The 25,538-nt window shown below is 49.3% G+C and carries 21 protein-coding genes and 1 tRNA gene; 12 read left to right on the top strand and 10 right to left on the bottom strand.

Going from position 1 to position 25,538, the window contains the following annotated elements; translation table 11 throughout:
• Positions 1 to 5 precede the first annotated feature (5 nt).
• The 3 genes from NWF04_05970 to NWF04_05960 all read left to right on the top strand — a co-directional run bounded on the left by NWF04_05970 (position 6) and on the right by NWF04_05960 (position 3,531).
• Positions 6 to 1,862, top strand: a complete 1,857-nt coding sequence (locus tag NWF04_05970; GenBank protein MCW4006124.1) for an aldehyde ferredoxin oxidoreductase family protein — start codon at positions 6 to 8, stop codon at positions 1,860 to 1,862.
• Positions 1,863 to 1,865: 3 nt separating this feature from the next.
• On the top strand, positions 1,866 to 2,357 hold the full coding sequence (locus NWF04_05965) for a 4Fe-4S dicluster domain-containing protein (protein ID MCW4006123.1): 492 nt from the start codon (positions 1,866 to 1,868) through the stop codon (positions 2,355 to 2,357).
• Positions 2,358 to 2,451: 94 nt separating this feature from the next.
• The gene (locus NWF04_05960) at positions 2,452 to 3,531 is read left to right on the top strand and encodes a Xaa-Pro peptidase family protein (GenBank protein MCW4006122.1); all 1,080 of its coding nucleotides are present in this window, start codon (positions 2,452 to 2,454) and stop codon (positions 3,529 to 3,531) included.
• On the opposite strand, the gene NWF04_05955 is transcribed toward NWF04_05960, so the two are convergent.
• The 4 genes from NWF04_05955 to NWF04_05940 all read right to left on the bottom strand — a co-directional run bounded on the left by NWF04_05955 (position 3,524) and on the right by NWF04_05940 (position 7,281).
• Entirely contained in the window at positions 3,524 to 4,003 is a 480-nt protein-coding gene (locus tag NWF04_05955; GenBank protein ID MCW4006121.1) for a flavodoxin, read from the bottom strand. The genes NWF04_05960 and NWF04_05955 overlap by 8 nt on opposite strands.
• Before the next feature lie 75 nt (positions 4,004 to 4,078).
• Positions 4,079 to 4,156, bottom strand: a tRNA-Ile gene (locus NWF04_05950).
• Between the two features lie 117 nt (positions 4,157 to 4,273).
• On the bottom strand, positions 4,274 to 5,131 hold the full coding sequence (locus NWF04_05945; protein MCW4006120.1) for a hypothetical protein: 858 nt from the start codon (positions 5,129 to 5,131) through the stop codon (positions 4,274 to 4,276).
• The gene (locus NWF04_05940; protein ID MCW4006119.1) at positions 5,128 to 7,281 is read right to left on the bottom strand and encodes a GTP-binding protein; all 2,154 of its coding nucleotides are present in this window, start codon (positions 7,279 to 7,281) and stop codon (positions 5,128 to 5,130) included. Before NWF04_05940 ends, NWF04_05945 begins: the two co-directional genes overlap by 4 nt.
• Positions 7,282 to 7,473: 192 nt before the next feature.
• Here NWF04_05940 and NWF04_05935 point away from each other — a divergent pair, with 192 nt between their 5' ends.
• Complete coding sequence (locus tag NWF04_05935) at positions 7,474 to 8,244, top strand: serine/threonine protein kinase (GenBank protein ID MCW4006118.1); 771 nt, start codon at positions 7,474 to 7,476, stop codon at positions 8,242 to 8,244.
• Here the strand turns inward: NWF04_05935 and NWF04_05930 are convergent.
• The 3 genes from NWF04_05930 to purC are packed head-to-tail and all read right to left on the bottom strand — an operon-like array spanning position 8,241 to position 11,478.
• Entirely contained in the window at positions 8,241 to 9,365 is a 1,125-nt protein-coding gene (locus tag NWF04_05930) for a formate--phosphoribosylaminoimidazolecarboxamide ligase (GenBank protein MCW4006117.1), read from the bottom strand. The genes NWF04_05935 and NWF04_05930 overlap by 4 nt on opposite strands.
• Positions 9,323 to 10,423 (bottom strand): formate--phosphoribosylaminoimidazolecarboxamide ligase family protein, encoded by a 1,101-nt coding sequence (locus NWF04_05925; protein ID MCW4006116.1) that lies wholly within the window; start codon positions 10,421 to 10,423, stop codon positions 9,323 to 9,325. Before NWF04_05925 ends, NWF04_05930 begins: the two co-directional genes overlap by 43 nt.
• On the bottom strand, positions 10,420 to 11,478 hold the full coding sequence (gene purC / locus NWF04_05920; protein MCW4006115.1) for a phosphoribosylaminoimidazolesuccinocarboxamide synthase: 1,059 nt from the start codon (positions 11,476 to 11,478) through the stop codon (positions 10,420 to 10,422). The genes NWF04_05925 and purC overlap by 4 nt, the downstream gene beginning before the upstream one ends.
• Before the next feature lie 414 nt (positions 11,479 to 11,892).
• On the opposite strand from purC, the gene NWF04_05915 reads away from it, so the two are divergent.
• Positions 11,893 to 12,846, top strand: a complete 954-nt coding sequence (locus NWF04_05915) for an endonuclease NucS (GenBank protein ID MCW4006114.1) — start codon at positions 11,893 to 11,895, stop codon at positions 12,844 to 12,846.
• A gap of 26 nt (positions 12,847 to 12,872) precedes the next feature.
• Here the strand turns inward: NWF04_05915 and ppcA are convergent, their stop codons facing one another.
• From ppcA to NWF04_05900, 3 genes are all read right to left on the bottom strand, one after another.
• Entirely contained in the window at positions 12,873 to 14,456 is a 1,584-nt protein-coding gene (gene ppcA / locus NWF04_05910) for a phosphoenolpyruvate carboxylase (protein MCW4006113.1), read from the bottom strand.
• Positions 14,457 to 14,508: 52 nt separating this feature from the next.
• A complete protein-coding gene (locus NWF04_05905) occupies positions 14,509 to 14,964 on the bottom strand; it encodes an AIR carboxylase family protein (GenBank protein MCW4006112.1) in 456 nt (151 codons plus the stop codon).
• 166 nt (positions 14,965 to 15,130) lie between these two features.
• Positions 15,131 to 16,411, bottom strand: coding sequence for an ammonium transporter (locus tag NWF04_05900; protein MCW4006111.1), 1,281 nt, complete (start codon positions 16,409 to 16,411; stop codon positions 15,131 to 15,133).
• Positions 16,412 to 16,713: 302 nt separating this feature from the next.
• On the opposite strand from NWF04_05900, the gene NWF04_05895 reads away from it, so the two are divergent.
• The 7 genes from NWF04_05895 to NWF04_05865 all read left to right on the top strand — a co-directional run bounded on the left by NWF04_05895 (position 16,714) and on the right by NWF04_05865 (position 25,538).
• Positions 16,714 to 19,518: a hypothetical protein gene (locus NWF04_05895; protein ID MCW4006110.1), complete on the top strand. Its 2,805-nt coding sequence runs from the start codon at positions 16,714 to 16,716 to the stop codon at positions 19,516 to 19,518.
• Positions 19,519 to 19,663: 145 nt separating this feature from the next.
• Positions 19,664 to 20,626 (top strand): 4Fe-4S binding protein, encoded by a 963-nt coding sequence (locus NWF04_05890; protein ID MCW4006109.1) that lies wholly within the window; start codon positions 19,664 to 19,666, stop codon positions 20,624 to 20,626.
• Between the two features lie 177 nt (positions 20,627 to 20,803).
• Positions 20,804 to 21,499: a sulfite exporter TauE/SafE family protein gene (locus tag NWF04_05885; protein MCW4006108.1), complete on the top strand. Its 696-nt coding sequence runs from the start codon at positions 20,804 to 20,806 to the stop codon at positions 21,497 to 21,499.
• 55 nt (positions 21,500 to 21,554) lie between these two features.
• The gene (locus NWF04_05880) at positions 21,555 to 22,493 is read left to right on the top strand and encodes a 4Fe-4S binding protein (protein MCW4006107.1); all 939 of its coding nucleotides are present in this window, start codon (positions 21,555 to 21,557) and stop codon (positions 22,491 to 22,493) included.
• A gap of 12 nt (positions 22,494 to 22,505) precedes the next feature.
• Positions 22,506 to 23,834, top strand: a complete 1,329-nt coding sequence (locus NWF04_05875; protein MCW4006106.1) for a 2-hydroxyacyl-CoA dehydratase family protein — start codon at positions 22,506 to 22,508, stop codon at positions 23,832 to 23,834.
• 13 nt (positions 23,835 to 23,847) lie between these two features.
• Positions 23,848 to 24,636: an acyl-CoA dehydratase activase gene (locus NWF04_05870; GenBank protein MCW4006105.1), complete on the top strand. Its 789-nt coding sequence runs from the start codon at positions 23,848 to 23,850 to the stop codon at positions 24,634 to 24,636.
• Complete coding sequence (locus NWF04_05865) at positions 24,633 to 25,538, top strand: acyl-CoA dehydratase activase (GenBank protein ID MCW4006104.1); 906 nt, start codon at positions 24,633 to 24,635, stop codon at positions 25,536 to 25,538. The genes NWF04_05870 and NWF04_05865 overlap by 4 nt, the downstream gene beginning before the upstream one ends.

Below are 25,538 nucleotides of genomic sequence, written 5' to 3'. Positions count from 1 at the left end.
AGAGTTTGCTGGGTTACGCTGGAAGAGTTCTCTTCGTTGACTTGAATGTTGGTAAAACTTGGACTGAGAAACTTGACGATAATTATGCAAAGACATACGTGGGCGGAATAGGCTTAGGAATGAGGCTTTGGCTTGCTAATTCAAAAGCAGGCGTTGATGCCTTGAGCCCTGAAAACCCCCTTGTTTTGGCTTTGGGTCCCGTCTCTGGAACCATGTTTCCCACAGGCGGAAACGGTCATGCATTCATATCCAAGTCACCTGCCACAGGCGGAGTTGGCGAAGCAATATCTCATGGCACCTTTGGTGCAGAATTAAAACGAGCCGGATACGATGCAGTTATCATAACTGGCAAATCTGAAAAACCTGTCTATCTTTGGATTGACGATGATTCAGTACAATTACTTGACGCCTCAGCTTTAATGGGTAAATCACCCAGCGGAACTGAAGTAGCAATCCAAGATGAACTTGGCGACTACTACATACGTGTAGCCGCAATCGGCGAAGCAGGCGAAAAACTATCCAAACTTGCCTGCATCACAAACGAAAAAACCCGCTCAGCCGACCGCACAGGTCTAGGCGCAGTCATGGGCAGCAAAAACGTGAAAGCCATCGCCGTACGCGGAACACACGACATCGAAGTTGCCAAACCCGAAGAATTCATGGACCTAGTCAAAGAATTCCATGAACGCATGAAGGGTCCCGCAACCAAGAAGTACCGCACCGTGGGCACCGTCGAGAACCTTTTGATTAACAACAACTTGAACTGTTTGCCTACTCGCAACTACAGCAGTGCCCGCTTTGAGGACGCAGCGCAAATCAGCGGCGAATCCCTCAACACACGCTTTGTCACAAAAATCATTGCCTGCAGTTCCTGCCCCATGCGCTGCGAACACGAAGCAGTAATCCGCGAAGGTCCATACAAAGGAACCATGGCCCGAATGGAATACGAAAACCTCTGGGCTCTAGGACCAAACGTAGGCGTAAACAAGCTTGACGCAATAATCAAAGCCGCGGAACTGTGCAACTATTACGGCATGGACGCCCAAAGCGTCGGTGTAACCATTGCTTTTGTTATGGACTGCGTTGAAAAGGGTCTTCTAAAAAGCAGTGACCTTGACGATATTGACGCTAAATTCGGCAATGCTGAAGCAGTTTTGCAGCTTATCGAAAAGATGGGCAAACGCGAAGGTGTAGGCGACATTCTTGCTGACGGCGTTAAAGCTGCAGCAGAGAAATTCGGCAACGGTGTAGCAAATCTTGCACAGCACATCAAAGGTTTAGAAGTTACGGGTTATGACCTGCGCAGCCTCAAAACTACCGCGTTGGGATACGCAGTCTCCTTTAGAGGCGCAGACCACAGCAGCGGCGTTTACGCAGTTGACCTCAAAGGCGAAGTTGACCGCCTAAAAGCCGAGAAAGGCCGCGGCAAAATCGTCAAAGCCTACGAGGACATCTACGCCATCATCGACTCGCTTATCGTATGCAAAAACGCAAGAGGCTCCTTCTACAAGGAACTCGCTGACATGGCAAAACTCTACAGTTCCGTAACTGGCGTTGAAGTAACCGCAGACGACCTTGCAGTTGCCGCTGAACGAATCGTTGCCCTTGCAAAACTCATCAACCTGCGCGAAGGCTTAAGCCGAAAAGACGACACCCTCCCATGGAAAGTCATGAATGAACCAATCCCCGACGAAAGCCCAGTCAAAGGCGCCAAAGTCAGCCAAGCAGAACTTGACTTGCTCTTGGACGACTACTATGCAGCTCGCGGCTGGAACCCCGAAGGCATACCCACCCAAGAAAAACTCAAAGCGTTGGGTATGGAAGATTTAAGCAGCATAGCCAAAGCTGCGGAGGAGGCATAAGAAATGGTCAAGATACACGAAAGACAATTCGTTTCATGTGACCCCGAAAAATGTGTTGGCTGCCAAATCTGTGAGTACGCCTGCTCATTTAACAAAGAAAAAGCTTTCAACCCCATAAAATCCAGAATTCGCGTAGTCCGCCAAAACCAAGTCGTCAACATGGCTGTCTCATGCCGTCTTTGTGAAGAACCCGCCTGCATCGAAGCTTGTCCCCGCGACGCCCTAACACAATCCGAAGAAACAGGCGCAGTCACCATCGACCCCGACAAATGCAACGGATGCGGCTGGTGCATCGAAGCCTGCGACTACGGCGCCATTATGCTACACCCCGAAAACAAAACAGTCTACGTCTGTGACCTATGCAAAGACAACGAAGATGGTCCCCAATGCGTCAAATGGTGCCCCGAAGAAGCATTAACCCTAGTCACAAGCGACGTACTTGCCCAGAAAGCAAGGATCAGCGCCATCAAAAAACTCTTCCAAGAAAGAAAATAACCCCCAGGGAACTTTTTTCCCTCCCACAATTTTGTTTTGCCCCTTATTATAAGAAAGCTTATCCCTTTTCATGCTGCTTGTATGGTGAAGCGCCTTGAACCGCATACGCAACCTAAAAGACCTTGCTTTTACCCAAGCTGGTTTTGACGGCTTTCTGGTTTTTAACTCGGCTAATCTGCTGTATTTTACGGGGGTTCCTGGCGCGTGTGCTTTGTTTGTTCCTCCTAATGGTGAGAGTACGCTTTACGTGTATGGCGTTAATTATGAGCAGGTTAAATCTGGCTGCAAGGGTTTTTGTGTGGAACGGCTTGGGTTTGATGAGAACTTGTTGGTGACGCTGGCAAAACAAGTTCAAGACCACAAACTCAAAAACATAGCTGCCGACGCCCTAAGCGTGCAAAGCTGGCAAGCCCTAACCCAAAAGCTCCCCCAAGCCAAAATAGCAGCCGACCCAAAACCCGTCCAGATGCTTCGCCAAGTCAAAGACCCAAACGAAATCACGCTCATGCGCAAAGCCGCCGACATAACCAGCCAAGCCATGAACGCCGCCTACGAAACCCTACGACCAGGAGTGAAAGAATGCGAAGTAGCCGCAGAAATCGAATCTACCATGCGCAGAAACGGCGGCGGCGCAACAGCTTTTGAAACAATAGTTGCTTCAGGTGCTTCCTCAGCGTTTCCCCACGGCGGCTGCTCTGCACGTGAAATCCGCGAGGGCGACTTTGTTGTGGTTGATATTGGGGCTACGTTTGAGTATTACTGTTCGGATATGACCCGTACTTTGGTTGCTGGGGTGCCCTCTGAAAGACAGCGCCGCCTCTACCAGATAGTTCACGACGCACAGGACAAAGCATTTGAGACCCTAAAACCCAACGTATGCGTCTCAGACGTAGACAAGGTAGCTAGAGATGTCATTGAGGCGGCAGGGTATGGAGAAAACTTTGTACATCGTCTGGGTCACGGCGTAGGCTTAGAAGTTCATGAACCCCCCACGTTAAGCTCCGCAAGTAGTCACATACTTCAAACAGGCAATGTCGTAACCATCGAACCAGGCATCTACCTCCACGGTTTTGGAGGCGTACGCATCGAAGATACCGCCTTGATAACTCAAAACGGAGCCGAAAAACTAACCGCAGGCTCCTACCGCCTCAACCCACAGCAACCCGTTATTTGAGCGTTTTTTGGATTTGGCTGGACCACTCTTTTACTTGCCTTTCAGTCTCTTCTTTGTTGTCCAACGGTTTTGTAACCCCCAATTCCCCCACTGGCACTTTGGGCTGGACGATTTCTCTCATATCCTCCAACGTTTTTTGGGGTTTATCTCCACCCAGCGTTACAAAAAAGGCAACTTGGCTCTCTTTGGGTTTCTTGTTTTCCAGAAACGTCCTTATGGCAGGAGCAACTTTTCCCGCCCATACGGGTGTGCCAGCAATCACCAAATCGTAGCCTTCAACAGGTGTAGACAACTCGATTTCTGAGGTTTTCTTTCTCAAAGCCGCCAATCCACCCCGCAGATACAACAGCCTGCTTTGCTTGTAATTATTATCGGTAACCTTGCACAAATCCGCTTTTAACTCATCTGCGATTTTCTCTGCAACAAACCTTGTATTACCACTCACAGAAAAATAAACCACAACAGCCTTCATCAAACCACCACAAATTACTCTCTCTACCCCCTATATACAATTTAACCTTTGTCTGCCAAAAATCAAAAGCGTGTGTGGTGGGCCCGGCCGGATTTGAACTGGCGACCAACAGATTATGAGTCTGGCGCTCTAACCTAGCTGAGCTACGGGCCCACGGGCGGTAGTTGCTTTTATATGCTGTTTCTAACGGGATTTAAACGTTTTCCGCGTTTTGCTTGCAAGCTCTTTGGCTGTTTTGTTTGGTTTGCTGTGGCGCGGGTTTGTTTGGGTTTAGGCGATTCTTTCGTAGTGGTAGAGGTATTCCTGGGCGTAGCCTGCGTACTGTCCAAAGTATGTTCTGCCAAAATTGTTTAGTTTTTCGTAGTCGCTGTTGCATAAGGATTCTGCTTTGGATAGTTTTTGGATTAGCTGGGTTGGGAACTTGTTTTGGTACCGTTTGAGCATTACACGTTTGACCCAAACATCCACGGGAAACGCCTCTAGCTTGCCTAGCGAAAACAGAAGCACGCAGTCTGCAACCTTAACGCCCACCCCTGGCAATGTGCATAACGCTTTTTTTGCCTGCGAATAAGGCATGCGTTTTAGCTCTTCTAAGTTGATGTTGCCTTCGTGGATTTGTTTGGCGGTTGCCTGCAGGTACTTGGCGCGGTAGCCTAGACCGCATTCTTGCAGTTCTGTTACGGCGGCGTTTGCAAGTTTTTCTGGTTTGGGAAACGCGTAGTATTTGTAGCCGTCTAGGCTGAGTTTTTCGCCGAATTTTTGTCCCAACGCGTTGAGCATGCCCTTTATTGCAGCTATGCTCTTGTAAGTTGCACAAATATACGACATCAAGCACTCCCACGGGTCTTGCCTAATTAGCCGCAAACCCCAATACGCTTTTAGTGCCCTTTCTATATGGTGGTCTTTGTTTATGCTCTTGCTAATTGCGTCTAAATCGTGGTCTAAACTAAAATAGTGCTCCACAAACTCGTAATCAGCATTATCGTATTTGAGCTCTGAACCGTTCTGTTGTACCTTAAACACGCAATCCTGCGCAACACCATACCACCAGCCGCCATGCCTGTCCCAGCGAAAAACCTGCCCACAACACAACGTAGTATCCAAACAAAACGGCACAGACGCCTTCACCGCTCATCTTCCTCCATGAACCTGCTCGCCGCGGGAACCTCCAAAGGCAACCCTTTACGTCTGCGCAACTCCAAGGTGAGCTTGTCTGCAAGTTTTTTAGGAACCTGCTCCCAACGGTCAAGAGTTGACTGCCAAAACGCGCGCCCCGACGTCACCGACCGCAGCTCCTTTGACAAACCAAACGCCTCCGCCACCGGCACATAACCAGTAAGAGTCGTCACGGCTCCTTTGGGTTCAAACAAAACGATTTTTCCGCGTCGACTGTTTAAGATGCGGGTGCATTCTCCTGCTAACTCGGCGGGGGTTGAAATCACGGTTTTGTAGACGGGCTCTAAAAGAGCGGGTTGCGTGGTTAGAAACGAGGCGAAGACGGCTTTGCCTACGCCATGCATGACTTCAACTGCATTGCTCAACTCTTCGCTGCTGCTTAACATGATATTTTTCAAGCTGACTTTTGCATGCCTTAAAGGTTCCCCACACAAAGGACCCGCTCCACAAGCAAACTCGAAACCTCCAACTATGAATTCACGCGCCTTTGAGGCTTCCAGTTTTTCTGTGCAGTCAACCAGCACGTTCTTGTAAGCATCCAACCAACCCACATCCCCCGCCTGCGGTGCATCGTTGTTCTGGTCAACTAACCCCGATTCCGAATCACCCAAAGGCTCCACCATCACCGTGAACCTGTTTTGTTTGTTGGGGCTTTTCGCTGTGGCAGATGCGCCTTTTCTGGTTGCGGCTTCCCTATACACTACTCGTGGAGATGAAACCTCAACCTCCAACGCGCGGTGCTGGCTTTTTAGGTGATTTAGTGCCACTTCCACATGTAACTCGCCCATGCCACTAAGCAGGTACTCGCCTGTTTCACGGTTAACCATAACCTTCAGATTCGGGTCTTCCACCGCAAGCTCATCCATAGCTTCAAGCAAAACAGGCAAATCCTTAGGGTTCTTGGGTTCCACTGCAACTGTCACCACCGGCTCAGAAACATACCGTATACTCTCAAACGGAACCACCCCTTCAGTTTGCGTCGCCTCCACCAAGGTCTCCCCCGCCTTCACGCCACCAGGAAGAGACAGCGCAACCACATTACCCGCAAAAACCCGCTCCACCTGCTCTTTAAACGCACCCATATACACCAAAACCTGACCCGCCAATGCCTCTTCGTTTGCATTAACCAACCTCAACGTGTCCTCTGCTTTTATGGTGCCCGAAAACAGCCTTCCAGTTGCGACCACCGAACCGTTTTGATCTGGCTGAACATGCGTTACACAAAAAACCGCCGCAGAAGCGTCACTGCAACTAACCATGCCTCGCCCAACCTGAGAATCAACATCGCCCTTCCAGATTTTCTCCACGCGATAAGCTTGGGCGGTTTTAGGGTCAGGAACGGCTTTGACGGTCATGTCAAATATTGCTGCGTAGGCGGGCAGGTTTTTTTGCAGAGTTTCATGTGCACCGTTTTTGTATGCCGCCATGACATCGGTGAACCTGACTCCATGTTGCTGAGCTAAACCTGCGGTGAAGCCCCACCCATGCAAAGCCGAACCCACTGCCACACTGCCTGCACCAAAACTCACTTTCCATTTATCCTTGAACTGCGCTTCCGCATGCAACTCAATTAAATCGTTAAAAGCACCCACAATATGCGTGAGCTTCTTTTCAATCTGAGATGCGTTCAGCTGCAACTCCGTAATCAAACGGTCGACCTTGTTTATGAAAAGCACAGGGCGCACCCTTTCCTCCAAAGCCTGCTTAGTCAAAACCTCGGTCTGCGCCATAATCTCCTCAACCGCATCCACCACCACAACCACGCCATCAATAGCCCGCAACGCCCTAGTAACTTTGCCCGTAAAATCCACATGCCCCGGCGTATCCACCAAATTCACCACAAACGCATCACCCGCAGCTTTGTAGAGCAAACTAATATTCGCGGTCTTTATCGTAATCTTGCGCCGCTGCTCCTCCTGCAAATAATCCAAAACCCTCGCCGTACCCGCCATCTCAGAAGACAACAACCCCGTACCCGCCAACAACGAATCCGCCAACGTCGTCTTCCCATGATCAATATGCGCAATAATCCCTATATTACGAATCTGCCCCTTACGCCCCATAAGCTCCTGAATCCGCGCCAACTGCTTAAACCGTGGCATACCACTACCCGCTCAAACACGAAACCAGTAACAACGCCAACCTAATAAATTTACGAAACAAACCCCAAAAAACGCGCTCCTCACCCCCTTCTGCAGAATTGCTATTTTGGGAAACGTTTTTCATTTTTCTTTGAGGTAACGTGTTAAATAATTCGCGCGTGTTGCATCTGTGTGAAGTGCGGGGAATCTGGTTTGAGTGGTTCTTTGGTTGTGCCTGTGGAGCATCTGGTGGAGTTGCCTTACGCGGTTGTTTTGTGTTATCCTAAGCCTGATTTGGTGGAGTTGCGGCGTCGCGTGCAAGAGTTGCAGTGTTTGGGTGTGGATGCTGTGGAGTTTTCTGGGTGTGCACGTGCGCATGCGGTTCCTTTTCCGTTGTTGGGCAAGGGTTTTGTTGGTGTGGTGGTGGTTGCTTTTTTTAAGGGGCAGCGGGTGGCTTTGAAAATCCGCAGGGTAGACGCCGACCGCCCTGACATGTTCCATGAAGCCCAAATGCTCGCCAAAGCCAACACCGCCGATGCGGGACCTAAACTGCTTGATGTGAGCCCAAACTTTTTGCTCATGCAACTCATAGACGGCAACGCCCTGCCCCGTTGGCTGGAAACCCAAACCGACCCCGCGTTTGTCAGGCGCGTTTTAGCTGAGGTTTTGGAGCAGTGTTACCGTCTTGACCTAATCGGGTTAGACCACGGCGAGCTCAGCAAAGCCCCCAAACACGTCCTTGTCGACCGCAACCAAAACCCCTACCTAGTAGACTTCGAAACCGCCAGCGACAACCGCAAAACCGTCAACGTCACCGCGCTTTCCCATTTCCTGTTCACCAGCAACGGCAAAGTCTCATGCGCAATTGCAGAAATCTTGGGAGAAAGAAACAAAGAAGAAATCGTAGCCGCCCTGCAAGCCTACCGCAAAGACCCCAGCCGCAGCAACTTTGATGCGATACTAAGCGTTGCCCTAAGCGGTTAAACCGCGATTTCGTGAAGACGCTTCTGCTTTACGGCGTCTTTGATTTCAAGGGCAATGCGTCGTCCCATGTACATGTTTTCGCCGTATCTTAGGTACGCGTAGGGGCTGGTTCCGATGCCGATGTTGGTTCCTGCGACGATGCGCGCTGAGATTTCGAAGGTGTAGATTTTGAGGTCTTCAGTTATCACAGTCTCAAGGCAGTAGGGTCCTATGATGCCGGGGGGCGCGAGTTGCTGGGCTTTCTTGTGCACGTTATCGCCCATGCGCATAAGTTCGGGCAGCAATGATTCGCGCAGCACAATGGGGAAGTTTCCTATGACGGTGTAGGTGGGGTTGACGCCGATTTCAAGTTGCTCATCCGCGGGGATTTTGCCTATGGAGTCTACGGCGGATTCGTAGCGTCTGTCTACGGCTAGGAATTCGACGTCGTCTTTGATGGTGCTGCTAAAGTAGCTTGGGTAAACGTTCACGCCCAGCGCGTACTCTTGCAGGTGCACTTTGTTTACGTCGTCTTCTTTGAGCAAGCCGCGTTTGACCATTTCGTTGAATTTCTTGTAAAACGCTTGGGGCGAGTTAGCTAAAAAGTAGCCGCGCCCACCTTTCGCGCCTGGCAGCTTGGCGATGATGAGGCGGTCGATATCCTCAGGAGTTTTGAACGTGGCGGGCAGCAGCAGTCCTGCTTGGCGCAGCCAGTCTTCTTGCTTTTTGCGGTCAGCCTCCCAATCCAGCAGCTTGCGGTTCCCAAACATCGGAACAAACAACTCGTCGGTAAGCTCCTGCGTGCTCAAATACGCCGTAAACGAGCCATGTGGAATCAAGACCACGTTTAGGCTGCGCAGTTTCTCTTGCATCTGCGGCTTTAGCAACTCGGTGAAGTCTTTGACTACGATGAGCTCATCCACCAGCGGAAATTTCTGGTACATGATGGTGTCTTTTTCCTTGCAGATACAAACCGTGCGAAAGCCTTCTTCTTTGGCGCCCTTAAAAATATTCAACGAACTGTGCGAGCCCAAAGTGCCAATTGCCAACTTGCCAGTGTCGTATTTCTCCAAAATCTTCGCGGTGTCACTGCCCGTTATCATGTCGTCACGTCCGCTAAACGTTTCTCCGCCAAGGCGCATTTGATTTCCATAGCAACGCGTCTGCCTGGACCAACTTCTTTGCCGTACTTGTACTTCATATAAGGCGAAGTCGGCTCAACACACGGGCACCCTGGAACACGCGGACTTACGTCAAATACGTAAAACTCCAAATTCTTAGTTATCGCGCCCTGCAGTGCAAAGAGCCCTATCATGCCTGGGGGGTACTCTTTTTTGCAGGTCTGCACGAAGCATTCGGCGGCGTCGAAGATTTTTTCGATTTGGCTTTCGCGCATGGTAACGCCCATGTGTCCGATTTCGATGTTTTGGGTGGGTATGCCCATTTCGAGTTGCTCGGTGGCGGGTAGGTCAAGGACGCCGTCAAGGTCAGTTTGCACGCGTTTGTCAAAGCCTAAGAGGTCGATTTCGTCGGTTATCGGTGACCAGAAGTAGTTGGCGTTGAATTTGGCGCCTATGACGTATTCTTCGATTATGGCTTCGTTTAGGGCTTCTTGTGTGATTATGCCTTTTTGCAGGCGTTCTTGCGATTTTTTCTCGTATTCCTGCGGCGAGGAGACGTAGAAGAAGGCTCGCTCGATTGCGCGTTCTTTTTCGGGAACCTTGACGATGGCTAAGCGGTCGATTTCGCTGGGCTCCTTGAAGGTTCGGGGCGTTTTTATGCCTGCTTGCTCTAAAAGCCAGAGCTGATTTCTGGGGGCGGTGCGTTCCTCGGTTTTGAGCATGTACCTGTTGCCTATCATGGGCACTGCGAATTTTTCTTCGATGCTGTCGTAGCCTGCGTACACGCTAAAGGAACGGTTGGGCACAAAAATGGTGTTTAGGTCGGTGAGTTGCTTGACGGTTTCGGGCGTGGTTATGTCTGCGAAGCGGTCAAGAAGTATGGTGTGGTTGAAGAGTTTTTTGTAGTATTTGGTGTAGGTTTTGTCCCTGCCCCTTTGGCAGACCACGACGGTTTCAAAGCCTTCTTGGCGTGCACCAGCCGCGATTTCTAATCCTGAGTGTGAACCCAAAACGCCAATGCACACGTTTTCGGGGTTGTATTCTTTTAGGGTTTCTTCAATTCGGTTTTTCATCATCATTGTTGTTCACCCATGTAATCTTTGTACTTCTTGACAACTTCCACAAGCTTGGGGGCTTCAAAGAACCTGCGCCCCGTCATCTCGTTAGCAGCCGCCATATACATTTGGCTAATTACAGTTTTAAGCTCCACGGGCAATTTAGGCGGCTGCGTCTTGCACAGGCTCTTCCAGTCCTGCCTGCCTTGTTCTTGGGCGTCTTTTTTGGCTTGCTCAGCGTCTTCATACCACTGCGTAGACTTGTAGAATTTGCGGGCAATTTCCTTGCTCACATGCAAGCCATCTGCTGTGAAGCGGCACTCATCTAACGTGCCTACTACATCAACCACCATCAAACGCCTATCCACGTCAAAAGCCAGCTCGATTTTGCCGTCCTCGTTTATCAGCCCTGCTTTGGAGGCAAGCTCTGTTATGGTCTGATTCACCTTTGTCAGCACCACCTTGATGGCTTCCACGTCAATGTTTGTGAGTCCTGCGATTTGGGCGGCTTCGTTCCAGCTTATGTAACGGTCGGTTTCTTCGAGTTTGGTGCTTACGTCAAAAATCGGCGTAGAGAACCGTTCGCCAGGCTCAGGGTAATGGTCTAGCCCCAGGTCTTGGTAGGTTGTTTTTCCTTGTTTGAGGCGTCTGAAAACTGAGGAGCCTTCGGGTAAGCCGTTGCGGTAGATTATTTCGAGTGGTATGAGGCAGTTTTTCATGTCCTGCTTGTAGATGCTGTAGTCGTAGCAGAGTTTTCCTTCCTGCAGGCGCGGTTGGGGCTTGTGCACGTTAACTATGTTCACTTCCATAACACCGCTGGGCTCCTTTAGTTCATCAAACTTTACCGTTTTGCCGTCCTTGGTAACTAAGCCTTTGTAATGCGTACAGATACTCTTCTCTTCTAGCTGCTCAAAACAATAAGCGCCCATAACACACAACGCTTCACCTTTGCCCTCAATAAGATCAGGCATCTTACCCCAATCAAAAACCGAATAACGGTCACTAAACTCAAACCTTCCAACCCCCATAACATCAACGGTCGGGTTGCTAATTACCTTCAAATCTTTAACACTACCCAAACTAACTAACACTTCCTAAACTTTCGCTATAGCAAAAACCTACTACCCCATAAACCTATATCAGCTTATTTCTTTTTTAAGCTAATTAATACTCCACAACTTTCTTTTTCCTATTTTGTAAAGCTGGTACACTTGAATGATTGGTAGCAAAATCTGTTTCCTTTAGGTAAAACTGGTGTGGCTGAATGTTGTGCCTTTTACCGTTAGGCTCTTGTAACCTCCTTTGTCAATAGCCGATATAGGTGATAAATATTCTGACCCTGACAACTTTTATAAGTTTTAGCCTGTTCCCAACTCATGGGTGAATGGAGAATTGTTTAACAATTTCTTTCAACTGAACAGATTAATCGCTTAAAAAACTGGGAGAATTCGCTTCAATGGGAAAAAACGCTTCGTTGGAAAGATGAGGAAAATATGGCCGAAGAAAAAATCCACACGTTGCTGAAAACTAGAAATTTTGAGGGCGATGGCTTTTTGTCTGCTGATGATTTTGATGACCTTTTTCGTTTAATGAAATTTTTTTCACCTAATAGAAACTTGTGTAATCTGTTATACACTAAGAATGGACTTGAGACCTTTAACCAGGCTTTAAAGACTCTGTATTATGGCAAAGCTTCTCTACCCGATAGAGTCAATGGCTTTTTCAAGTTGAAGGGTATTGGCCTTCAAACTTTGTCGCAGTTTCTATTAGCTTATGATTCAACAGTATATCCTTTGATCAGTTCACGAACACGAGAGTGGATTGAACTTGATGCTGAACAAGAGCAGTCAGCCATCGAATTGGCGAAGACGAAGTTTGGGCTTCCAAATATGGACAGCTATCTAGATAGAACGAAAGACTATATTCGTGATTTCATTATCTTTCAGCAAGTCAAAGAGATTTTACAACTGAAGAAATACACCTCAGTTAACGATATACTTTGGAATGCTGTGCAAAACGAATCTGGGTCAGAAGAAGCTCAACCAAACTCGTATACCTCGGTTAGTTTGGAGAATGATTTGAGGGATTACCTTGCACAACATCCTACGCTTATTGAGCCTGGTTTAAAACTGGTGGAAAAAGAATTTGACACGCAAGAAGTAGGAAGAATTGACCTTCTCCTGAGAGACAGATTAAACTGTGAGGTAGTTGTAGAATTAAAACGTGGGAAAAAGAATGATGAAGTTGTAGGTCAGATTTCTAGGTATCTCGGTTGGGTGATGAAAAACAGGACTCCAAGAGCAAGAGGAATAATTATCGTAAACGAACATAGTAATCGATTGGAATACTCTTTAATCCCCCTCAAAGATAAGGTCAAGGTGAAATATTATAGGGTAAATTTTGAAATTACTGACAAATGCCTCAATGAACCGCTAAAGACGGAATAAGTCTTCTTTAAACAGTTTCTTCGTTTTTATCCTAGGCAGCGGCGTAGTTTGGCGGCTTCAGTGAGGGCTTTTTTTGCTTCGTTGTCTTCGTGTTCCATGTAGCTGATGAGGAAGTTGTTTGTGAAGTTTTCGTGTTTGCGTTGGGCTAGGGTTTGTGGGCCTACTTTGATGTTGAGGGTGTCTTCTGCGCTTTTGAGGTCGGCTAGGATGCGGGTTAGGGCGAGGCGGAGTTTGTCGACGTCCATGTTTGCGCGTTTGGCGATTTTGCGGTGCATTTCCATGAGCATGTTGATGTTTTCCCATGAGACGTAGCCGCCTATGGTGTTGTAGTCGTGTTTTAGGTTGACGTAGTGTTTTTTGATGGTTTGTAATTCTTTGTCTTTGAGGTCTTCGAGGACTTGGGTGCCTATGAATTCGGGGGGCACGCCGATGCTGTAGAGTATTGCTGCGAAGGTGATTGCTCTTGGGAGGGTGGTTCCTGCTACGTTGCGGCTGTACCCAAACAAGCCGATGTGCAGTTTTCGGGCTCTGCGCTGGGGCACGTAGGGTGCGATGCTGTTAACAAACGGCGCCAAAACTTCGGCGACTCTTTCGTATTGCTTACGGCACTTAACTAGCACCTCAAGCAGCACAGCTTCTTCAGCGTCATCAATTAGGCTTGCTTCTCCGTAGGGCAACTCTTTGTTGAGACGTTCAATGAACCGTTGCACATCTTTTAGGGGGTAATCATAACGTGCTGCTGACTGTATGGTGGCTGTGGCTAAGCCTTTGTATTCGCATAGGAAATTCTCGACGTTGTCAGGTGCGAGGTGTCCGCGGAAGGGTTTGGAGCCTGCTCCGATGATGGGGTGGATGGCTACGCCTGTGGCTTCTTGGGTTTCTCTAAGTTTGGAAAGAGCGATTTTAGAGAGTAGCACTGCGCATATGCTGCCGTAGTTTAATGCGGGGTCGGAGCGTGCTATGAAGAACCGTAGGTTTTTGGGTTTGACGGCTTTTATGTAGGGTGTGATGATTTTGTCGACGGTTAGCATGCTGTTGTAGTCTTCGACTAGGGGGATGACGTTTATGCTCTTGGGTTTGGTTGCGCCAATCCAGTCGCTGGCTTTAGTGTTCTCATCTAGCATCAAATCCTCGTCGGAAACTATGGCGCCTTTGTAGTAATTGTAGAGCCAGACGGGTTCTTTTCCGTCGGTGGTGAAGGGTAAAATAACTTCAAAGATGGGGACGGCTTCGTTTTTGTAGAAGGATGTGGCGGCGTCGTAGGCTATGGGTATGTTTTGGAGGGTTTCGACGACGACTTTTTTTTCGACGGCTTCGATGCGTGGGTTGGGGATGCGGTATGTTAGGAACAGGTTTTTGCCTATGGCGTTGTCTTTGAAGTAGTTCCAGTGTTTGTCAAAGAGTTTGCGCAGCACACGGGTGTCAACGTCTTTGCCTTCGGAATCCCACATGACCTCTTGGCAACCAAGGGTGTCGTACGCGTAGTAAGCCTCAAAAACCTCTGCCAAACCATCAATAACATCCTCTTTGCTCCATTCCGGAACGTTAACGTTATCTGGGTGCTGGGTAGACATGGTGCGGGGAATCTTTCTTTCATACTCATCAGACATAGTATTCTCTCCAGTTAACAAGCACAGAACTCAGGTTAAACACGAATCCGCCTTATTTCATGTTTTTGATTGTCTGGTCAGCTTTCTCGATGGCTTGCTGTTTTTCGCGCTGATACTCTTGGATGCGCTTTTCTAACTCGGCGTCTTGTAACGCGAAAACCTTCGCTGCTGCAATAGCTGCGCCTTCAGGTTCAATGGTAACAACGCAGCCTATGCCGCTGGGAACCCGAAGCGACGAGTAAATATCCGCGCCCGAGAACTTTTCCGAGTACGGCGGACAAGCAACCACCAACTTTGAACTGTTCGCGTCCACAAACGCACTCAACGCATTAGACCTGCCCGCAACTGTTATGTAAACAACCTTTTGCGCCTTGAACTCTTCAATAATCTCCAAAACCTTCAACGGCGTCTTATGAGCCGAAGCCACACGATAAACGAATTCAACACCTAAAACTTTGAGGGTCTTCGCGATTTTCTGGCAAAACTCCAAATCCCTCTCAGAACCCATCAATATAACTGCTGTTCCATTCATTACAAACACACGCTACAATGTAACAAGCAACTATCTAATTAGCTTTAATCTGCCCAAGCTGCTCGCATGGTTTGTTTTGTTTAAAATTTGTTGCGTAAAAAAAGGAAAAGGGGTGAGCCTTTGGGCTCTTTTCTTTTGTTGTTTAGTCGAGTTGATATGCTTCTTCGCCGTGTTCGCTAAGGTCTAAGCCTGAGTCTTCGTCTTCTGGGCTGACTCTTAGTGGTGAGAACACGTTGACTATCTTTAGCAACGCGTAGGAGCCAAAGAACGCAAATGGCACGACTACTGCAACGGCTATTAGCTGAGCGACAAGCTGGTCTGGGTTTCCAAAGAACAGTCCGTCAACGCCGTTGAATGCTGCTGCAGCGAATAGACCTGTGGCAATTGAACCCCAAAGACCGCCGACACCGTGGCATGCGAAGACGTCCAAAGAGTCGTCAATTCGGGATCTGCCTGCTCTCCAGCTTGCTACCAAGTTTGATATGATGCCTCCGACGAGACCGATGATTAGCGCTGAGGTTATGGAGACGAAGCCTGCTGCGGGGGTGATGGCGACTAGACCGACGACGGCGCCGATTGCAAAGCCTACTGCGGATGGTTTGCCTTTTAGTGCCCAGTCCATGAGCATCCAGCTAACACCTGCTGCGGCGGCTGCCAAGTTTGTGGTTACAAGAGCCAAGACTGCCAAGTCGTTTGCTGCTAAAGCACTGCCTGCGTTGAAGCCAAACCAGCCAAACCACAGTAAAGCAGCACCAAGGATTACGTATGGGATGTTGGTGGGCTTGGTTTCTGGTGCTTTTTCTTGTTCTTCTACGGCCTTCATATGATCTTTCCATGGTACGCTACAGCCTTTGCGTCTGCCTACAACCAATGCGGCTGCCAACGCGGACATACCTGCAGAGATGTGCACGACTAGACCTCCTGCGAAGTCAACTGCACCTAAACCTAGCAACCAGCCGTCAGGGTTCCATACCCAGTGGGCGATTGGGGCGTAGATGAATGTTGACCACAATACAACGAAGATCAGAAGTGAACGGAAACGGATTCTTTCAGCGCATGCACCGATAATCAACGCGGGTGTGATGGCGGCGAACTTTAGTTGGAACGCAAAGAACAGCAGGTCAGGTATTTGCGGCGCTGCCGTGGCTGTATGTATGCCTATGCCGTTTAAGCCGACCAGCGATAGACCTCCGATGAGTCCGTAGTGGCTTGGGCTAAAGACTAAGCTGTAGCCCCATAGTGCCCAGACGATGCTTATGACTGCAAAGATAACAAAGCATTGGGTTATTGTGGATACTAGGTTCTTTTTGCGCACTAGTCCCCCGTAGAAGAAGCCTAATGCGGGGGTCATTATCATGACTAGGGCGGTTGCAACTATCAACCAGGCTATATCTGCTGGGTTTGTTGTCATAACTGCACTCATTTTTTATTTCCTCTCATTCCTTTGACGTTTGTTTAATGCTTCTTGTGTTTTCTGTGCAATTATCGTGAACAAGTATATAAAACTATCCGTTTGCACATGCTATTTATTCATAACTAAACGTCTATCCTCTAACTCTGGCACTCTTTGGACTTACGTTCAATATGCGTCGGCAAAAACGCCGCTTTGCTGGAAGAATGTCCAAAAACGCTGCTGCCCAATGCACACCCCGCTCCCCCCACCGAGCACTCCCCCAAGCACGGTTCTGCAATAATTATATAAAGCCTATAGTCGTTAGGCAGTTTATGCATACCAAGTCCGCTATAACCAAACTACAAGCCATACTCCTAATTGACCTCATAATCGTCGCGGCTGCAGCTGGCGCATACTTTTACATAGACTCCCTACCAGGTCCTGCCCTCACCTCAAACGAGGTTCAACTCACCGACCTGCAAGTGCCCTCCACCGTTTTGACGGGTCAACCTGTGCGGGTTTCTGCTAACGTAACTAACCTGCTCTCTGAAGATGGGACCTACCTGATGAGTCTTGCTTTAGACGGCGTGGCTGATTATGCAACCAAGGAAATATCGTTGAACGCGGGTGAAACCAAAACCGTAGAGTTCGAACTTGCAAGTGCCTCAGCTGGCTTGCATGTGGTTAAAATCGGAAACTTGGAAACTTCCTTTACAACCTTAAGTACTTACACCTTGGCGGATTTGGCAGTTAACCGAACCCAAGCCAACGCTGGCGAACCCATTGGTATCACCGTCAAAGTTGTCAGCCAATCCCAAGAAACCGTGGATTACTCTGTAACCCTCCAAATCAACGGCGCCGAGGTTGAAACAAAAACTGGACAAGTCGCTCCAAACGCTCAAGTCACGGTTTTGTTTGAAGTCGTAGAACAAACCGAAGGCACCTACACCTTTAGCGTAGGCAACTTAGACGGAACTTTCATGATTACTACGCAAGCTGCTCCAGCTAAACCCGCCGAGTTTGAAGTTTCCAACTTGGAAGTTAACCCTGGAGTAACAGAGTCTGGAGTTCCAGTGGACATCTCTGTTGACGTAACTAACGTTGGCGAAACCAGCGGCACCTACGACGTTGAACTGCTCGTCGACAACGCGGCGGCAAGTACCCAAACAGTTACTTTAGCAGGCGGCGAAACAACAACCGTAACATTCACGCTATCCAAAAACACCAAAGGCACCTACAACATCAAAATTGATGACCAAACCAGCACCTTAACCGTTCAAGAGCCCTCCCAAATTGTCACAACCATGTTCGTTCGCCCCTACGAAGTCTACGGCGGAGAAACTGTAACCGCCACAATTACCGCTAGAAATCCTGACTCCCAAGATAGTAGCCTCTCCTTGCGTTTTGAAGTTGATGGTGAACTAATAGACACCAAGACCGTTCATGTCAGCGGTGGCGGAGAAGAAACTGTAGAGTTTACTGTAGCTGCTCCGTCTTTGGAAGCTGGAGATTCTAAACAGCACTTAGTTAAAGTTAACAGCCACAGCGGCGGCTTTTTAGTTGTCAAAGATGGCTACCACACCATGGGCATTGCAATCACGCCAAACGGTGATGCGGATTTCACGTTGGTTTTGCCTGACGGAACCGTGGAGGAACACAAAACCTTCTACTCTGCCCTGATGCCTGAAGGCACCTACTCTGTTACCATGCCTTATCAAGACCCCACGGGCAGGGTTACTTTTCTGCAGTGGGACGATGGAAGCACTGACCTTACGCGAACTTTCACATTAGATAAGAGACTGACCGTTACTGCCACATACACAGGCGGCACCTCCTGCCCCTCCCTGTACATCTGGAACGGAACTACCTACATCTACTTGGCAGAAGTTTCAAACCATGGCTGGCTAGGCTACACGCGTTACGTGAACTCTGATGGCTCATTAGAGTACTGGAGAAACAACCCGTGGGATTACATACCCGTAGACAGAACACAAGTGCAAGAAGTTGACGGATACTACCTTGCAAACTTGACTCAAAGATGGGATGAAATCTTTTTCGTAGACGCAGCTAACATCGTAGTTGTTGACCACCCCGCTGACCAAGCCGTCTACTCTACCATGGTAGAACAGTACATCGACCCCGACTACATGGGACAGATTTACACGGTGAGCAAGAACCCGCAAAAACCCGTTTCAGCATTCAACGAGCAGGTCACGGTGTATAACGGTGAAGTTGTAAGTTCTACTGCGCAGGAGGATGCTTTGGATGCCATTTGGGAAATTGATGGCGTGCATACTTCTGGGTTTAACGGCAAATACAGCGAAGACTGGAACAACCAAACTTGGAACCGCCTAACCCTTGACCTTGGAAACCTAACAGGCGCCGAGCAAATCAAACTCGTCGTCACGTCCATGGTTGACTGGGGACCAGAAGAAAGCTACACGCTGTGGATGGACAAATTCTACTCCACTCAAGTTCCTGACCACACACAACCCACCCCCACGCCCTTCATGGAAGTCAAAGACGCAAACGGCAACTGGATAGGCGTCTCAGAAGACAGGCAGTTCCCGCTTCCACCCGACGGCGTAACCCGAACCTTCGTAGTTGACCTAACTGACCTGTTCCCCACAGAGGACTACTCGCTTAGGATAAGCAACTTCTGGAACGTAACCTTTGACTGCATAGGAGTAGACACCACCATCCAGCAAAACACTACCATCCAAACCTTATCCCCCACAGGCTACCTCTACCAAGAATTCGAACCCGTCAACTCACTCTCTTCAGGAAACTTTACACGCTACGGCAACGTCACAGACCTGCTACTAACTGAGGATGACAAATTCGTCATAGGCAAACAAGGCGACGCCATCGCAATCCAGTTCCCAACCGACAACCTCGACGAACTCGCCCCAGGCATGGAAAGAGACTACTTCTTCTTCGTAGCCTGCTGGTTCAAAGTCCAATACGCCAACTACGGCTTTGGACCAGGAAACGACGGCTTCACCGTAGAACCCCTACCCTTCCATTACATGAGCGGCTTCCCCTACCCACTAAACACCGAAACCTACCCATTCGACGAAGACCACCTAACCTACCTACGAGAATACAACACCCGAATCGTACTGCCCCCAGAGTAACCCCGCTCTCTCCGCTCTTTTCTTCTCTCTTCTTTTCGTTTGCGTCTGTACAGTTTGTAGTTACGCTTTAATCTGACAGTTCCTTTTTGGATTACAAACCCGATTGTTCTTGCTTCTTGCTGTTGCTGGTTGTGAGGCTGAAACGGTGGCGTTTGCTGGTTTGATGGTTGAGTTGCTTAAAGTAGCCGTATTTGCGGGGCTGTTAATAGCTGGAGCCTTAGCCATCCACATCTGGCAAAAAAACAAATCCAAAAAAATCAGCTACCTCAGATTATTCATACAACTCATAAGCCAAGCCGCCATCTTCTACCTAATCTCCTTTCCACTCTGGCTTAGCGTATTCTTGGCGACGCTTCTGTTGATGACCCTATTTTTTGGGCGGTTCTTCTGCGGCTGGATCTGCCCCTTCGGATTCTACATGGACCTAATCAGCCTGCTACGCCAAACCCTCAAAACCCGCTACCTCAACCTCCCCCCAAAACTAAACACGTACCTCAACAACCTCCGCTACCTTCTGCTCGCCTTCTTCCTTGGAGCCCCCTTGGTGCTGATGCATTTTAACAGCCACGTCACATCCTCGGACGTAATTTTCCTCTCAGGCGTCTTCAACCCCGCACGGATTCTGTTGGGTCCTTTGGTGCCCTTGGTTGCGCCTTGGCAAATTCTTGGTTCAAACCTGAACTATCCGTATTTTGACCAAATCGTGTATTACGCTGGTTCTCAGTACGCCTTGGTTGCGGTGCTGGTTTTTGTTGGCTTGACGGTTTTGGCTTCGTTTTTTGTTAGGCGGTTTTGGTGCCGTTTTTGTCCCACGGGTGCCTCTTTTGCCGTCGCGAGTAAGCTTCGGGGTTTTGGGTGGGCGCCTCTGTTGCATCTGGAAAAGTCTGAGGAAAAATGCACGAAATGCGGAATTTGCAGGCGGGTTTGCACGGTTCAAGCCCAAGAAGTTTACGACCAAAAAGGCGGCAAAATCGACTCTTCAATTTGCATGCTTTGCCTGCGTTGCGTGGAGATGTGCCCCTACGACGGCTGCCTTAAGCTTAACTTTGCAAATAAAAACCTGCTCAAATCGCGCAACTGGTTAGAGCCCCCAAAAGAACCCGCATAACTTGCCTGTGTTGTATCCTGTTTGCTGTTCAAATGGCTCGAAAATTGGCTTTAGGGGTTGTATGCAACTTTGGCGGCAGCTTGAGGTGTAAAACGCACAGGTTGCAGGTTAGTTATGTAAGATTTAAATGCTATCTGTTCGTATCTGCTTTATCTAAAAACGCCGAGACCTTAGAAAATGTCGGTGATAACTCAGATTTCAAACCCGTATTTGGAAGCGTTTGCAGTTGGAATACTGTACGGGCTTGTTTTCTGCACGTCTTCTTGCCTGCCCTACCTTGCCAGTTACATCGCAGGTATCGGCGCGGGTTTTCGCAAAGCAACCACGGTCACTTTGGTTTTCAATTCAGGACGCCTAACCGCCTACGCCATAATCGGAGCAGCCATCGCGGTTCTTAGCGGCGCCTTCGGGTTCTTGCTAACCGAAACTGCTTTAGCGCCCATCCAGCAGTACTCGTCGTATGCTTTTGGAGTAATAACAATGCTCATCGGTGTAAGCATCTACCTAAAAAGCCGTCGTAGTCAGCCCTGCCAAAACTGCGGCTCTACGGTGGTGGAGTCTTCGCGTTGGAGGCGTTGGGGCGGGTTTGATTCAGGCGCATTTGTTTTAGGTCTAAGCCGCGGCTTGGTTTTGTGTCCGCCATTGATGCTGCTTCTAATATACACCGCGTCGTTTGTTTCCCCTGCAGGCAGCGTGGCGGTGGCAGTTTTGTTTGGGTTGGGAACTACCCTCTCTCCGATTCTGCTGCTCGGAGGCGTAACAGGCTGGCTACTCAACAAAGCCCCCTTATTTCGAAAATGGGTCTCACTGGCGGGGGCAGCCGTTATGGTGGTTTTGGGCGTCATCACAATAATTAGCGGATTTACCGTTTGAGGTGTAACAAAAAATATCCCTCCTAAAAACGTTAAGCGACATCCTTAGCTTGGTGATGTATTCGGGGCTTGGCTTAGCTGGGCTTCTTGTCCTGTTCATCTGGATAAAAAACCGCACTCACAAAATCAGTTACCTGCGCATCTACACCCAAATCCTCTCGTTTGTCGTTATTTTCTCTGCAATGATTCTTATCGCGCAGTGGAACGCCCTTGTCTTGGGCATTATCATATTGGTGTTGCCGCTGTTTTTCGGACGGTTCTTCTGCGGGTGGCTTTGCCCGTTTGGTTTGTACATGGATTTGATTACCTCGCTACGTAAAGCCCTCAAAATCCGATACTGGCTCTTCCCCGAAAAACTAAACAAAGCCCTACACAAAATCCGTTACGTCTTGGCTGCTTGGGTGCTTACGTTGCCCCTATTCTTTGGTGCCTTAGACCCCAAAACGTGGAGCGCCTTTTTCCAGTTCCAAGACCCCTTCAAACCCCTAATAATCTACTTCCTAGGCCCCTTAGAGACCCTGCTTATCCCGTGGCCTGGCGATATAGGCTTTGGCGACTACAGCCTAAGCTACCCCTACATACGCGGCTTCACCCAATACTTCCCCGAATCCATCCTAGTCACCATAGCGGTAGTAGCTTTCATAGCAATCACCGCAGGCGGCGCGTTCATGACCCGAAGGTTCTGGTGCCGCTTCTGCCCCACAGGCGTTTCGATTGCGGCGCTTAACCGTTTTAGCGCGTTCAAAGCATTGCCCCTGCTACACCTAAACAAGGCTGAAGAGAAATGCACCAAATGCGGCATCTGCAAACGCGTGTGCCCTGTACAGGTAACCGAAGTTTACGAGCAAAAAGGCGGCGACATAAAAACGTCCATGTGCCTAAACTGCATGCGGTGCCTAGAAATGTGCCCCTACCAAGACTGCCTCACACTAAAATTCGCAGGAAAAACCCTGCTCAAATCCCGCAACTGGTTAGAACCCTCAAAAATCGAGTAGGAGAAAAACCAAATGAAAAGCCAAAATCCAGAAAAAAAATACTTGCCCGATATGCCCCAAAAAGAAATCGGAGAGCTAAACACTTCGGTTAAAACCACCTCCCAAAACGTCATAGCCGACAACATCGCACGCATGAAAAAAACTGACCCCAACCGACCCAAAGCTATGGCTTATTTTGATGAACTTGCCGATTTTGAGAAACGCAAAGCAGAAATCCAAGCCGAAAAAGCCAAGGGCAAAAAAGTAATCGGGTACTTTTGCATTTTCGCTCCCATAGAGTTGATTTTGGCTGCTGACGCCATTCCCGTGCGGCTAAATTCGGGTTGGTATGACACTTCCAAGTTGGGTGACCGCGTTGTTCCCGTTGAAGTCTGCCCCGTCATACGCTCCACCATCGGAGCCAAAATGATAAGCTTCTCGCCGTACATGGAACTAAGCGATGCCATCATAAGCAACCTTACCTGCGACGGCATGACTAAACTTAGCGAAATCCTAAGCGACACCAAACCCATCTGGACCATGTCGCCCCCGCGCGTCAAGGACTCTTCGCAGTCGCTTGTTATGTGGCGTGAAGAAATCAAAGCCATCAAAACCCAACTTGAACAGCTAACAGGCAACAAGATAACTAGCAAGAAACTGCGCGCCGCCATCGAAACCATGCAAAAAGCCAGCAAAGCCTTCCGTCGCCTCCAAGACCTACGCAAAGGCAACAGCGTACTAATGGGCAGAGACGCAATGCTGGTTAATCAAGCAAGCACTTGGGATGATATTGAGCGGTGGACAAAAAAAACCGAGGAACTGTGCGACGAATTGGAGAAGCGCCGTGAACAAAAAGATTGGGCTTGCCCGCCTGACACTCCGCGCGTGATGGTTACCGGAACGCCGATGTTTTGGCCTGACAACTGGAAACTACCCACTTTGGTTGAAGAAGCAAACCCGCCAGGCGTGCTAGTAGCCGACGAGCTATGCAGTAGCGACCGATTGCTTAACGACCCCGTGGGCATTGACGAGTGGACAATGGATGATATGATAAACGCCGTATCCGAGCGGTACTTGATGGCATCAACCTGTCCCTGCTTTACCTCTAAGGACGGTAACGAAGACCGCATAAACTGGCTCCTAACAAAAATCAAGGACTACCATATCGACGGCGTCATCTATTATGTGGTGCGTGGTTGTATGTTGTATGCGATGGAGTACTCAAGGGTGAAGCGCGCTTTGGATAAAATTAATGTTCCAGTCTATTACTTAGACACTGAGTACACTCGTGAGGACGTGGGGCAAATGAAAACCCGCGTAGAAGCTTTCCTAGAAATGCTCTCTGCCCGAGTGGACTTCTAAGGTGAATAAGAGTATGTTGACTGCTGGAATAGATATGGGCATCCAAACCGTCAAGGTCGTACTGGTCAAGGACGGGGAGGTTGCCGCTAAAGCAAAAGCCTTCTCAGGTTTTGAACCCACCAAAGCCGCACAACAAGCCCTCGACCAAGCCCTACAGGCGGCGGGTGCAACCCAAAACGACCTAAGTTACGTCTTGGCAACAGGTTCAGGCATGGAGATGGCACCTCACTTAAATGCAACCACAAGCATGATGAGCGCAGACGCCCGTGCAGGAGTCTACCTAATCCCCTCGGCTCGAACCATCGTGGACGTAGGCGCCGAGGAAGCCCGCGCCGTAAAATGCGACGACCGCGGCATGATGGTTGACTTCGTAGTTAACGAACGATGCGCCGCAGGGGCAGGAACCTTCATAGAAGCTATGGCACGCGCCATAGAAGTCAAACTCGAAGAAATGGGTCCCCTCTCGCTCAAAGCCGAACGCGCAAGCACCATAAACGCCAGCTGCGTCATCTTCGGCGAATCCGACGTTGTAACCTTAATTCACCGCCAAGAATCCAAACCCGAAATCGCCCGCGCAGTATTTGACGCCATGGCAGACCGCGTATCCTCCATGGTACACCGCCTAGGCATAAACAACGACGTAGTGCTAATTGGTGGTGTTGGTAAGGATGTGGGGTTTGTTGAGTCGTTTAAGCGAAAACTTGGCGTTAACATTTTGGTGCCACAGGACCCCGAGTTTGTGGGTGCTTTGGGTGCTGCATTACTTGCGCAAAGCCGTGCAAAGAGGGCGCAAAGACAATGACACAAGCACAACCTGACCAGAAAGAGTACTGGCGCTGGAAAGAATACAACCACGTCCGCAGTGACAAGAGTTGGGACCGCAAAGACGTAATCACCGTGGGCATCGACGTAGGCTCTGTAGGCTCCAAAGCAGCCATCGCAGTTGACGGCGAAATCTACGCGTGGGCAGTAACCCGCACAGGCTCCAACAGTCCTGACAGCGCCCGCAAAGCCCTAGACATGGTCCTAAAAGGCACAGACCTAAAACCCGAAGACATCAAATACACCGTCGGCACAGGCTACGGACGCGTAAACGTCCCCATGGCAAACAAAGCCATAACCGAAATCGCCTGCCACGCCAAAGGCGCCAACTACATCTGGGGACCCACGGTACGCACGATTCTTGACGTGGGTGGGCAAGACATTAAAGCGATTCACTGCGACGAAACCGGCAGAGTCACCTCGTTTTTGATGAACGACAAATGCGCCGCCGGTACAGGCAGGGGCATGGAAGTCTTTGCTGATTTGCTCAAAATTCCCATCGAAGAAATCGGAAAAGCCTCCCTAAGCGTTAAAGAAGAACCCGAAGCGGTAAGCTGCACCTGTGTTGCCTACGCCAAAACCGAAGCCATCGGCCTGCTACGAAAGGGCTGGTCAACAGAAAAAGTCCTCGCCGCATACACCCGCGCCATGGCCATGAGAATGGCAAATCTCATCAACCGTGTCGGCTTAGAACCTGACCTTGTCGTCACAGGTGGACAATCCAAAAACCTAGGCATCGTCTCCCGAGTCGAAAACATCTTAGGCGTCAAGACCTTGCCCTCGCCGAATTGGCGCGAAGGCGAACTAGACCCCATGGTCGCAGGAGCAACAGGCGCAGCGCTTATCGGACAAGCCCTCTACAAAAAATCACAAGGAACCTAA

It is taken from the genome of Candidatus Bathyarchaeota archaeon, assembly GCA_026014465.1.
Lineage (GTDB): Archaea > Thermoproteota > Bathyarchaeia > Bathyarchaeales > Bathycorpusculaceae > JADGNF01.
Note: the sequence above shows the minus strand (reverse complement) of the source record. Positions and strands in the feature narration are given on the sequence as shown.

Excerpts from the sequence above, each read along its gene's own strand:
- NWF04_05965 (MCW4006123.1), top strand. The coding sequence starts at position 1,866 with ATGGTCAAGATACACGAAAGACAATTCGTTTCATGTGACCCCGAAAAA.
- NWF04_05955 (MCW4006121.1), bottom strand. The coding sequence starts at position 4,003 with ATGAAGGCTGTTGTGGTTTATTTTTCTGTGAGTGGTAATACAAGGTTT.
- NWF04_05940 (MCW4006119.1), bottom strand. The coding sequence starts at position 7,281 with ATGCCACGGTTTAAGCAGTTGGCGCGGATTCAGGAGCTTATGGGGCGT.
- NWF04_05930 (MCW4006117.1), bottom strand. The coding sequence starts at position 9,365 with ATGCGCCTTGGCGGAGAAACGTTTAGCGGACGTGACGACATGATAACG.
- NWF04_05925 (MCW4006116.1), bottom strand. The coding sequence starts at position 10,423 with ATGATGATGAAAAACCGAATTGAAGAAACCCTAAAAGAATACAACCCC.
- NWF04_05915 (MCW4006114.1), top strand. The coding sequence starts at position 11,893 with ATGGCCGAAGAAAAAATCCACACGTTGCTGAAAACTAGAAATTTTGAG.
- ppcA (MCW4006113.1), bottom strand. The coding sequence starts at position 14,456 with ATGTCTGATGAGTATGAAAGAAAGATTCCCCGCACCATGTCTACCCAG.
- NWF04_05905 (MCW4006112.1), bottom strand. The coding sequence starts at position 14,964 with ATGGGTTCTGAGAGGGATTTGGAGTTTTGCCAGAAAATCGCGAAGACC.
- NWF04_05900 (MCW4006111.1), bottom strand. The coding sequence starts at position 16,411 with ATGAGTGCAGTTATGACAACAAACCCAGCAGATATAGCCTGGTTGATA.
- NWF04_05895 (MCW4006110.1), top strand. The coding sequence starts at position 16,714 with ATGCATACCAAGTCCGCTATAACCAAACTACAAGCCATACTCCTAATT.
- NWF04_05885 (MCW4006108.1), top strand. The coding sequence starts at position 20,804 with ATGTCGGTGATAACTCAGATTTCAAACCCGTATTTGGAAGCGTTTGCA.
- NWF04_05880 (MCW4006107.1), top strand. The coding sequence starts at position 21,555 with ATGTATTCGGGGCTTGGCTTAGCTGGGCTTCTTGTCCTGTTCATCTGG.
- NWF04_05875 (MCW4006106.1), top strand. The coding sequence starts at position 22,506 with ATGAAAAGCCAAAATCCAGAAAAAAAATACTTGCCCGATATGCCCCAA.
- NWF04_05870 (MCW4006105.1), top strand. The coding sequence starts at position 23,848 with ATGTTGACTGCTGGAATAGATATGGGCATCCAAACCGTCAAGGTCGTA.
- NWF04_05865 (MCW4006104.1), top strand. The coding sequence starts at position 24,633 with ATGACACAAGCACAACCTGACCAGAAAGAGTACTGGCGCTGGAAAGAA.